General features: G+C 38.4%; 10 protein-coding genes. 5 read left to right on the plus strand and 5 right to left on the minus strand.

Features of this window, described 5'->3' with window-relative positions:
• Positions 1-362: 362 nt before the first annotated feature.
• From F1003_RS03430 to F1003_RS03440, 3 genes are all read left to right on the plus strand, one after another.
• Complete coding sequence (locus F1003_RS03430) at positions 363-3,641, plus strand: S41 family peptidase (protein ID WP_155087816.1); 3,279 nt, start codon at positions 363-365, stop codon at positions 3,639-3,641.
• A 231-nt stretch (positions 3,642-3,872) separates the two neighbouring features.
• Complete coding sequence (locus F1003_RS03435; RefSeq protein WP_155087817.1) at positions 3,873-4,775, plus strand: ATP-grasp domain-containing protein; 903 nt, start codon at positions 3,873-3,875, stop codon at positions 4,773-4,775.
• Positions 4,776-4,938: 163 nt separating this feature from the next.
• The gene (locus tag F1003_RS03440) at positions 4,939-5,673 is read left to right on the plus strand and encodes a hypothetical protein (protein WP_155087818.1); all 735 of its coding nucleotides are present in this window, start codon (positions 4,939-4,941) and stop codon (positions 5,671-5,673) included.
• Between the two features lie 89 nt (positions 5,674-5,762).
• On the opposite strand, the gene F1003_RS03445 is transcribed toward F1003_RS03440, so the two are convergent.
• Entirely contained in the window at positions 5,763-6,287 is a 525-nt protein-coding gene (locus tag F1003_RS03445; RefSeq protein ID WP_155087819.1) for a DUF8685 domain-containing protein, read from the minus strand.
• Between the two features lie 190 nt (positions 6,288-6,477).
• Here F1003_RS03445 and F1003_RS03450 point away from each other — a divergent pair, with 190 nt between their 5' ends.
• Positions 6,478-7,887, plus strand: a complete 1,410-nt coding sequence (locus tag F1003_RS03450; protein ID WP_155087820.1) for an alpha/beta fold hydrolase — start codon at positions 6,478-6,480, stop codon at positions 7,885-7,887.
• Positions 7,888-8,038: 151 nt separating this feature from the next.
• Here the strand turns inward: F1003_RS03450 and F1003_RS03455 are convergent, their stop codons facing one another.
• The 4 genes from F1003_RS03455 to F1003_RS03470 all read right to left on the minus strand — a co-directional run bounded on the left by F1003_RS03455 (position 8,039) and on the right by F1003_RS03470 (position 10,085).
• Positions 8,039-8,212 carry a hypothetical protein gene (locus F1003_RS03455; RefSeq protein ID WP_155087821.1) on the minus strand — a complete coding sequence of 58 codons (174 nt, stop codon included), beginning with the start codon at positions 8,210-8,212 and terminating at the stop codon, positions 8,039-8,041.
• A gap of 48 nt (positions 8,213-8,260) precedes the next feature.
• Positions 8,261-8,452 (minus strand): hypothetical protein, encoded by a 192-nt coding sequence (locus tag F1003_RS03460; protein WP_155087822.1) that lies wholly within the window; start codon positions 8,450-8,452, stop codon positions 8,261-8,263.
• Positions 8,453-8,737: 285 nt separating this feature from the next.
• Complete coding sequence (locus tag F1003_RS03465) at positions 8,738-9,499, minus strand: NYN domain-containing protein (protein ID WP_155087823.1); 762 nt, start codon at positions 9,497-9,499, stop codon at positions 8,738-8,740.
• 280 nt (positions 9,500-9,779) lie between these two features.
• Entirely contained in the window at positions 9,780-10,085 is a 306-nt protein-coding gene (locus tag F1003_RS03470) for a DUF2188 domain-containing protein (RefSeq protein WP_438695856.1), read from the minus strand.
• A gap of 1,227 nt (positions 10,086-11,312) precedes the next feature.
• Between F1003_RS03470 and F1003_RS03475 the strand changes: the two genes are divergently transcribed.
• Complete coding sequence (locus tag F1003_RS03475) at positions 11,313-11,663, plus strand: hypothetical protein (protein WP_155087824.1); 351 nt, start codon at positions 11,313-11,315, stop codon at positions 11,661-11,663.
• Positions 11,664-11,717 lie beyond the last annotated feature (54 nt).

Below are 11,717 nucleotides of genomic sequence, written 5' to 3' on the forward strand. Positions count from 1 at the left end.
GCTGAATTTATTATAACTTTGGCTAATGATATAAAATAATCCAAACTACAATCGTACTTGAAATTCCGACAAAGTCGGAAGCAACGATTTTCAGAAATAATGAGCTATAATCATTCTTCAATAATTAACACTAGGATCGAAGCTATAGCTTTATAAGTATCTTTAAATTATTAATGTATCAGCGAATGGTGCCTTGGCAATTTCCTAACAAATCGATTTGATTTTTTGCTTCGTTTTGCATCAAGGCAAAATGAAGGTATCTAGTGTTTTTAACATTGTTTTCTAAAATTCTAGATACGCAAATCGTATATTTATAGCTACTGATATATTCAAACCAAACCAACATATTAAAACCAACTGATATGCGACAAATTATCATTACCCTAGCATTCTGCTACTCATTATTTACCTTTTCCCAAGGCACACAATTATTAAGACAACCTACAATACACGGAGACGATGTGGTCTTTGTATATGCCAACGATCTATGGAAAGCATCTGTTAACGGAGGCGCAGCCATTAGACTCACCAGTGATGAGGGCTACGAATCCAATCCACATTTTTCTAGCGATGGTAAACATATTGCCTTTACTGCACAGTACGATGGCAATGTCGATGTATTTGTTATACCATCAGAAGGTGGTGAACCCAAACGATTGACCTATCATCCTAGTGGTGACTTTGTACAAGGATGGACTCCAGAAGGCAAGGTCTTATTTCGCTCTAGTAGAGAGGCACAGCCGACCATGACCAATAAATTCTTTACGGTTTCCACCAATGGAGGTTTACCCGAAGCTCTAGATATTCCAAGAGCAGCCTATGGCGAACTATCACCAGATGGTAAGCATTTAGCATACACACCAATAACAGGCTGGGATGCCGAATGGAGAAACTATCGCGGTGGACAAGCCATGCCAATTTGGGTGGTGGATATGAAAACCAAGGAACTCATTAGAACCTCACAGCCTACAGGCGAACGCCATTTAGACCCGGCTTGGTTAGATGGCAAGGTATACTTTATGTCAGAGCGCGACTATACCATGAACATCTGGTCGTTTGACCCTTCAACTAAGGAAGAAAAGCAAATCACCTTTCATAAAAAATTCGATGTCAAAAGTTTAGATGCCAGTGCCAATAAGATTGTTTATGAGCAAGGAGGATATCTTCATGTGTATGATCCTAGCTCAGGAAATACCAATCAATTGAATATTGATGCTAATGCCGATTTAAACTTCTACCGTACCAAATGGGATAATGTTTCAGCATCCCAGTTATCCAATCCTAACCTTTCACCAAAAGGGAAGCGTGCCATTTTTGAACATAGAGGTGAAATCTTCACCGTTCCAAAAGAACATGGGACCTGGAAAAACATCACCAATTCACCAGGTGTGGCGGACAGAAATCCTATATGGTCACCAAAGGGTGATAAAATCGCTTGGTTTTCTGATAAAGATGGTGAGTACCAATTGATGTTAGCCGACCAAAATGGTCAGAATACGGAAGCTATAAAGTTACCAAACCCGACCTTCTACTTTCAACCCGATTGGTCACCAGATGGAAAGCACATTGCCTATACAGATACGCATTACAACATTTGGATTGTTGATCTAGATTCCAAAAAGACCACCAAAGTAGATACAGATCGTTATGCACATCCTAACCGTTCCATGAATCCAGTGTGGTCACCAGACAGCAAGTGGATTGCTTATGCCAAACAACAAGAAAGTCACTTTAAGGCCATTTTCGCTTATAATATTGACTCAAAGAAAATCATTCAAATCACAGATCCTATAGCAGATGCCATTTCTCCTGTTTGGGATACCAACGGTAAGTACCTATATACTTTAGCGAGTACTAATTACGGTTTACAATCAGGTTGGTTAGACATGAGTAATTATGATCCTGCAGCTAATCTTACCAGAAGTTTATACGCTGTTGTCTTAAGTGCCAAGGATAAAGCACCTAACCTACCTAAAAGTGATATGGAAGATAGTGCGTCTAAAGATGAGGGAGATGACAAAAAAGACAAAGATAAAGACAAGGATAAAGACGATGACAAGGACAAATCCAATGGTGTGACGGTCACCATTGATGAAGCAGGAATTTTTGACAGAGCCGTTGCCTTGGAAATGCCACCAAGAAATTATGTGGCCTTATTAAAGGCACCAAAAAAGACCGTGTTTGTGGCTGAAGCAATTCCGAATGAAAACGGATTCAAAGTACATACCTATGACCTCAACGAAGGTAAAGCCAAGGATTTTGCAGACGGTGTCACCCAAATGGTAGCGTCAGACGATAGAAATTCAATCCTATTATTTCAAAATAGAAATTGGGTATTGACCAGTGCAGCTGCACCTCCAAAACCTGGAAAGGACAACCTTAAAACCAACATAAAAATTAAGCTAGATCCTAAAGCAGAAGCGCATCAAATCTTTAAGGAAGGCTGGCGCTATATGCGTGATTTCCTTTATGTGGACAATGTACATGGTGCACCTTGGGACGATGTTTACGAGTGGTACTCACCATGGATTGACCATGTGCGCCATAGAACTGACCTTAACTATGTGATTGACATTATGAGTGGTGAGGTTGCAGTTGGGCATTCGTATGTGTCTGGTGGTGATTTTCCAGATGTAGATTTTGTTCCTGTTGGTTTATTGGGTGCTGATTTTGAAGTGTCCAACAATCACTATAAAATCAAGACCATTTATACGGGAGAACGTTGGAATCCAAATATAAAGGCTCCATTGGCACAACCTGGTATTGATGTCAACGAAGGCGATTACCTTTTGGCCATTAATGGCAAACCCCTAACAGCTGATACCAATCCGTATGAGCTTTTAGAACAAACTGCCGGAAGGGAAATTAATATTACGGTAAACAGTCAACCATCCATGACCAATGCCAGAACTGTTCTAGTTAAGCCAGTGAGTAATGAGCGTGGTCTAAGATCCGTAGAATGGATTGAGGACAATCGCAGAAAGGTGGATGAAATGTCCAATGGTAAACTCGCTTACGTCTATGTCCCTAACACAGGTGGTGGTGGCTTTACCTCGTTCAACAGATATTACTTCTCACAACAAGATAAAAAAGGTGTCGTGATTGACGAACGTAACAATGGTGGTGGTTCTGCGGCAGATTACATGATAGATATTATGTCTCGAGAACTCTTTGGTTATTTTAATAGTAAAGCAGGTGACAAACGCCCTTGGACGACTCCTATTGCCGGAATTTGGGGACCAAAAGTGATGATCATTAACGAGCGTGCAGGTTCTGGTGGTGATTTATTGCCGTATATGTTTAAGATGAAAGACCTCGGCCCTTTAATCGGTACAAAAACTTGGGGAGGACTTGTCGGGACTTGGGACACTCCTCGCTTTATCGACGGTGGACGTATGGTCGCACCACGTGGAGGTTTTTATGATGTCGATGGCGAATGGGCTGTAGAAGGTGAAGGTGTAGCGCCAGATATTGAAGTGATTCAGCATCCTAAAGAAACCACAAAAGGTAATGACCCACAATTAGAGCGTGCCGTACAAGAAGCCTTAAGATTATTAAAAGGCAACGAGTTTGAGTTACAGCCAGAGCCAAAAGCTCCAGTACGTTGGAAACGCCCTGAGGGTTATAAGTCTGATAATTAAATTATGATTAATACTAATTGAACTGTCATTGATAATAATTAAACTGTCATTGCGAGCATTCCGAATATATTCGGAGTCGCGGCAATCCCCTTAATTTAAGCAGATTGCCGCGTCATTCGTGCCTCTTTCCTCGCAATGACTCAAATGTTTTAATTAAAAGTTTCAGAAGTGGTAGTAGCTCAAAACAATTAGATGCTGAAATAAATTCAGCATGACAAAGTTTAAATTTTTATGACCAAATACGACATCGTCATCCTCACCGACCAAAAACACGCTTACCCAACCACCATAGACGATTACACAAAAAACGTTCTTACAGAAGATGCACTCGTTGCCAACGCATTAGGGCAATTAGGCCTAAACGTCATCCGCTTAGCCTGGAGCGATCCTAGTTTCGATTGGTCATCAACCAAAGCTGTGCTATTTAGAACGACTTGGGATTATTTTGATGATTTCCCAAAGTTTTCAAACTGGCTGAATGACGTTTCCAAAGTCACCACATTAATCAATTCCGAAGCCTTGATTCGTTGGAATATTGACAAACACTATCTCCGAGACCTCAAACACAATGGAGTTCATATTGCTGAAACCCTATTTATAGAACAAGGGTCCAATAAGACCTTAAAGGAACTACATGCAGACATGAATTGGAAAGACACCGTTTTAAAACCATGCATTTCTGGTGCAGCAAGACACACCTATAAATTGAATCCTGAAAATAGAGCTGAGCATGAATCAATTTTTGCTGAATTAATAAAAGACGAGGCCATGATGCTACAGCCGTTTCAGCATAACATTGTGTCTGAAGGTGAAGTATCCATGATGGTATTCAACGGTCAGTTTACCCATGCCGTATTGAAGAAAGCCAAAGCAGGTGATTTTAGGGTTCAGGATGATTTTGGAGGAACGGTGCATGACTATACTCCTACTAAAGCTGAAATTCAATTTGCGATAGACACGGTAAAGGCCTGTAAAGAATTGCCTTTATATGCCAGAGTGGATATCTTTAATGATAACCATGGCCACATCGCCTTAGCAGAGCTAGAAATTATTGAGCCAGAGCTTTGGTTTAGGATTCATCCTGAGGCTGCGCATGTACTCGCGGAGGGGATAAAAAGGAAGTTGACAAACTAAATAAAACCGTCATTGCGAACAACTCGTCAACCGAAGCTTCAGCGAAGGTGGAAGTGAAGCAATCTCATAAAGAATAAACAGATTGCCGCGTCAATCGTTCCTCTTTCCTCGCAATGACAGTTCAAATTATGTTATTTTTGCATACTAAACAATAACTCTATTCTTGCCAAAAAAGAACAAACTTAAACGCATACTAAAAATCATAGGAGGTATCATCATCTTCTTCACCCTCCCTTCCCTCCTATTCTTCGGGTTTATATACTTTAAATACAACGAAGACCTACCAACAGGTCAGCAAGGTGCGCAAGCCGATGCCCTAGCCACACAAATGCTAGAAGCCTTAAACGAAGAAGCTTACCTCAATACCGATTACATCGAATGGACCTTTAGAGGAGCTCACCATTACAAATGGTACAAAACCGACAACATTGTTGAAGTATCTTGGGATGCGATAACCGTGATCTTAGATTTAGCCCATCACGATAACTCTAAGGTGTTTGCCGATGAGCTAGAGTATAATGGCACCGAAAAACAGGATTACATCCAAAAAGCCCAACGCTATTTCAATAACGATTCATTTTGGCTGGTCGCACCCTATAAAGTCTTTGATAAAGGTACGGAACGCCGATTAGTAAAAACGGAAGATGGTAAGGAAGCCCTCTTGGTGACCTACACTTCGGGAGGTAGTACACCAGGTGATTCCTATTTATGGCATTTAGATAAAACCGGTAAACCTAAAAGCTATCAAATGTGGGTAGATATTTTACCTATTGGAGGTTTGGAAGCCACTTGGGAAAATTGGGTTACTACTGAAAGTGGTGCGCAATTGCCAACCTTTCATAAACTATTGTTTTTTAGTTTAGAAATGGGAAAGGTAAAAGGGATTAGTTTACATTAAGCAATAGCAGTCCTCAGCAAAAAAAATGAAAAAAATATCATTTTAAATCCACACAAAAGCAACTGAGTACTGAGAGTGCACACTGCCAACTATTTAGACCGTTGCCCTACAAACTGCTGAGACTTCAACTTAAACAACACATTAAAACTCGTTAAGCTACCATAGCTTCTGGTAATATATTGCTGTAGATCAATCTTTTCCTGTTCATCTAAATTACTGGAATTGATTTTTTGTTCCATTACACGGAGACGATCTCGCACTATCGTAATTTTATGAAAGAATTTGTCAATCGGCAATTCACTAGCCTTTAGATTCTCATCACCGGGTTGCATAATCAGCTTACCGCCTTTCCATTTGTCTGCTATGGATATAACTTCAGAGACATCGGACCATTTCTTTAAAATATCCCTAAGGCTCTTTTCTACTTCATAGAAGCTTACGGTATCCACATCATCCTCTGCGGCTTCTATCACTTCAAATTCATCGTCTAATTCTAGAGTTTCTAAGCCTTTGTCTATAAAGGTTACCCAATAGTGTTTTGAGGTGACATTGGTCACCACTCCTTTTCCGTGTTCTGCGTGATTGATTCTCGATCCTATACCTAGTAGTTTCATCTTTTCTGTTCTTCCCGCCTTTCATCTATCTTAAAGATGAGTTTCGGCAGATATCTATTTAAATTTAACAATACTTCTGAGGACTAAAATATACAATATCGCTTAAACCGTACAATTATAATTTTGTTAATTCTTAAGCGTCACAATCTTTTTTTACTAATTTGAAAACACTAATTAATCAATCATAATCATGCGTACGCTTATACTTTCATTATTGGTCTCCTTGGTATTTATAAGTTGCCAATCGCAATCCAATCACAACTGTCCTTTTCCTTACACTAATCACCAACCCGAAGATCAGTGTGATTTTTTAGAGGTGCCACGGAATTGGGATGCAAGTAACTCAGAAACGACAAGGCTGGGTTATTTAGTGATTACTTCAAAAAGTGAGCAAAGAAAGGATGATCCGGTAATATTTTTACAAGGAGGTCCTGGCGGTAGTGTTCTCAGCTTAGCTAATATCTATAGCCAGTTGCAATTTGATACTGACCGTGATTTCATTCTTTTCGATCAGCGTGGAGTAGGTTTTTCAGAGGAACTGTGCCCAGGCCTTAACCTTAAGCTATTAGAGATCATGGCTGCAGACCTAACTATTGACGACGAAATTTCTCAATTAAAAACCAGTGTCCTACCCTGTATTGAACGTATTAAAACCGATGGAAGACAATTCAGTACAACAACCAATGCCAAGGATCTAGAAGCATTAAGACAACATTTGGGCTATAAAACACTGAATCTTTTTGGTGGCTCTTACGGTACACGCTTAGGGCTTAAATACATGGAACTCTACCCTGCCAAAGTAAGATCAGCTGTGCTCTCAGGTTTATTTCCACTAGAACTGCGCATGTATGATGCCTTGTTTTCTAATTTCAACAACTCACTTAATCTACTTTTTGAACGTTGTACAGCCTCTCCAGATTGCCATTCAAAATATCCTGAATTAAAAGCTACTTTTCTAGCTATGTATTCAGACCTAAAAAACAACCCTATTTCCATTGATGTACAGGGCACACCTTTCATTATTAATCAGCAAGATGTGTTACTGTTTATGCACCAAATGCTCTATAGAGATGATACTATTGAACGCATTCCTGAGTTCATAAAGGCGCTTGAGCAAAGTGATCTCGACTATATAAGTAGCGTCACCACACTTTTTGTTCCAAGGATTACTCTTATTAATCTTGCTGTATATTATGCTATAATGACGGCTGATGAGGGCAGGTTTGACAACCAAAGCAAACTTGGTGCCGATAGTAAACATGAGATTTTTAGCGATACGGGACTCAGTTTGTTTTCAGCAGATCCTGAAGTTATATCGTCTTGGTACAGTGTACCTGTAGCATCAAATACCATGGCTACGATTACATCATCAATACCTACGTTATTGGTGAGTGGAGAGTTTGACCCTGTGACACCACCTTCAAATGGCAATACGGTTGCCAAAGGGTTAAAAAACAGTCAGCATGTTATTTTTAAGAATAACGGTCATGTGCCTATTAATAATTGCTTTTTTAATTTGGCCAAAGCATTTTTAGACGTACCCACTAAACCATTGGATACTGCATGTTCAGAACAAAAAGCAGTCCTCAATTGGGATTAAGATTATCTGAGATTTATAAAAAATGCCCTGATACTTCAGAGCATTTGATTTTAACAATATAAATTAATGGTAAGTAAAAGGTAGCGCTGTTACTAACTTTATCATATAGAAAATTCTGCTTTAGGATATTCTGTAGCTATTAGCGTAAAACCTATGATGCATTAATGGCACAGTAAATCATATAGCCAATAACAGCTATAAAACCAATAAGCATAATAATACCGCAGATATAATATAGTGTAGGTTTCCAAGCATTTATCTGCTCTACAGATTGTCCTATACGGTAGTCTTTTTTAGAATATTCTATGGAGTTTGTAGTTTTCATTGTTGTTAATGTTAGGATTAATTATTGTCGAGGTTAAGCCTTTTAATTTTATTGATCTTGGGCAAGAAACACATCCGAGGATAACTTTAGAACGTACTTTTCATTAGGTTTTTCAATGAGATACGCATAGTTATATTTATCCGCCCAATCCTTGGACTTAAATTTATAATAGTCCTTAACCACACCTTTTGCAGGTTTACGATTGGATTGCCACTGTACTAAAGTTCCTTTTCCTATCATGATGTTCGAATTTAGATTGCATATACATTAATGCCTCTCAAATTTACAGACTTACTAGTTTGAAAATTAACTCAAATACATCTAGTATTGATGTAATACATAAAAATAGATCGTTTTCTTATATTTTATTGTTTGATTTACTTGTTGTCTTTCTGCTTTCATGATTTGTGATTCCGTACGTGATACGGAACCCAGTGGTTGAAGGTATGGTCTTATCGTACAGCCTAGTTTCACACTCTGATGTCCTTTAAAATAAAAGCATGGTTCTTGCTGCCCAACATTACATTAACGTTTCCTACTCTTAGATTTTACGTCTTTAATCTTTACAAAAATGAGCTTTTTATGACCTTTTGAATCTTCACGTCTTTCAATTTCAAAATCAGAAATAGAATTGATCAAAGGAGTTAATTTCATAAAACCATAGTTTCTAGAATCAAAATTAGGCTGTTTCTTCTGCAACAAACTGCCCACATCTCCCAAAAACGCCCAACCATCATCATCGGCAACATCTTCTATAGTCGATGCAATGAGCCTGATATCTTTTTGGGTGACACTGTCGTATTTACTTTTGGAAGCCTTAGATTTTTTGGTCGTTTCCGAGGTGCTTTCTTCGGCTTGGTTCTTAAGAATTTCAATATAGATAAACTTATCGCAAGCCACTATAAATGGGCTCGGTGTCTTCTTTTCACCAATCCCGTAGACTTGCATCCCTGCTTCTCGCAAACGGGTTGCCAAACGTGTAAAATCGCTATCACTAGAGACCAAACAAAAGCCATTGACCTTTTCTGAATACAGAATATCCATAGCATCGATGATCATGGCCGAATCGGTAGCGTTTTTACCAGTGGTATACCCATATTGTTGTATGGGAGTAATGGCATTTTCGAGCAACATGTTTTTCCATTTAGATAAATGGGGCTTGGTCCAGTCACCATAAATCCGTTTTATGGTTGGGTTGCCGTATTTAGCAATTTCCTCCATCATTTCCTTAACGTATGCTGATGGGATATTATCACCATCTATAAGTACTGCTAGTTTTATTTCCATGAATTGGTTGTCTTTTTATTTTGGTTTAAAGGTAGTGGGTTTATATCGGAAATAGGGTTAAAGTTAATGGTTTTACTGTAGGTTTTTTTTTGATCCTTATTACCCTTTGAACCGTCATTGCGAGCCACCAATCCAAACGTCATCGCGAGGTACGAAGCGATCTGTCTATTACATAAGTTACCCCTCATGAGATTCCTTCGTCATTCTTCCTCGGAATGACACTATTATTTATAAGACTCCTGCCTCGCAGTAACAGTAACACTAATAGACAGCGGTTCTATCAATCCTCCCGATAACTAATCCGATCCCGAATCCCACCACTCTCACGATGGATAACCACATCCGCATTTTTACGCTTGGCAATGGTTTTCGCCTTGCGTATAGCCGTGCTTTGCTTTCGATGTTTAGAGGCAATACGTTGATTACCTTCGCGTCGTACGGCCCAACCGTCTTCGTAGGGCACAACGTGTTGGTGCCAGGTACGGGTTTTTGTGGTGTTATGACCTAAAGCTTTTAGTATGGCTTGGATGAGTTTTTGTATAGCGTCAGTAAGGGAGTTGTTTTTTGGCATTGTTCTAATCAACATTTTATATATAAATGTAATAATTATTTATATGTTCATTTTTAATGGCCAAAAACGAACCAAAAAGCCCTAACGATTTATAGGAAGTTGCTAAAGCACCACTCGCTAATACATTGATGTTCCTCTTTACTCAATATACATTGTCTTAGAACACTTTATTGAGGTAATAATCATACTGATAGCTCATTACTTCTGAAAATCGTTGTTTCCGACTGCGTCGGAATTTCAAGTGCATTATTGTTTCTTAACTTCTATTTGGAATGTCACTGCGAGAAGCGAAGCATGAGCGACGAAGCAATCTGTTTATTGTTTTCGTTTTCTTTGATGAGATTGCTTCGTCCTTTGTCCTCGCAATGACAGTAATGTTGACTAGACTGCTTCATTTCCAATGACAATTGAACCATTATTAACCTATATACCGTCATCGCGAGGTGTCATACTGAGCGCAGTTGAAGTGCACGAAGCGATCTGCCTCTTCTTTCCTTTAATCAAAAAAGCAGTCTCACCCCTGTTATAATGGTAAAAAGTCCTCAAAAAAAAAGCCTCAACCTAAATAAACATAAAAGCAATTTCGTCTTTAGAAAACCCTTTTGTAATCAATTTTTTAGGTTTTGCACCCTCAGTGCCTTGACTGTTTGAAGATGATCCTCGCCGGAATCTTGATATGTTATTTTTTAACTTATGTAGTAATTTCATAGTAAATACAATTTGGTGTTACGAAAGGTACGGTATAAATTGCGATTTGGACGACACAAACACCTTTAAAACCAAAGATTTAGCAATGATTTAACACTTCACTAACCTTAGCTTTGCATTTAGCAGGTCAGCACAATTTTAATTACCATTTAAACAATATGTAGGTATCCAAATATCAACAATCTCAACCTTATCAAATCAGCTTTGTCATATTAAATAGTAAAATTAATTACTTATAAATTATTAAGCATTTACAAATCCAAAAATTTCAGACCTCAATTTTAAGCATATCTATCCCATATCTAACCCGTGTCATAAGCGTGTCAACCAACGTTTTTTCCTACAAAAAAGTCAACCTTTGATGGTATGGATTAAAGTGAGGTATTACCTTTCCATGGGTTTAACCGAAAAACCCCATGGTATTACGAAGCTAAAATGCCCATAAACATAGATGTTAAGAAAGCATTAAAGACATTGCAAAATTCAGTTTTTCTTAATATTTTTATACCATTCTTAATATAAACCGATTTAATTATGAAAAAACTATTTTTTACGCTATTATTTTTCGGATTTTGTTTTATGCTAAGTGCACAGACCGAACCAAAAGTTGGTGATGAACTTGTTATTAACGCCCAAGATGGAGCATCTTACAATTATATAAAGTTTCCTAAACTGAATATATTATCTAAACGTGGTAAAGTAGCCAATTATAAAAGTGTACACGGTAATACTGTAGTTGTCGATGAAGTTATTACTGACAAAAACAACAACACGTACGTAATACTTAAGAAAAAGGATGGCTCTAAGTTCTTTGGATTCGTAAGCGAAGTCAAAGCCAATTATGATAAATCCATTGCTGCAGGCGAGATGGCCACAAAAGCATAAATTCTGCTGTGAAACAGAAAAACCCTAAGCCTTGATTATTCAAGGCTTTTTTTA

The sequence above is a fragment of the Winogradskyella ouciana genome (assembly GCF_009709615.1).
Classification (GTDB): Bacteria; Bacteroidota; Bacteroidia; order Flavobacteriales; family Flavobacteriaceae; genus Winogradskyella; species Winogradskyella ouciana.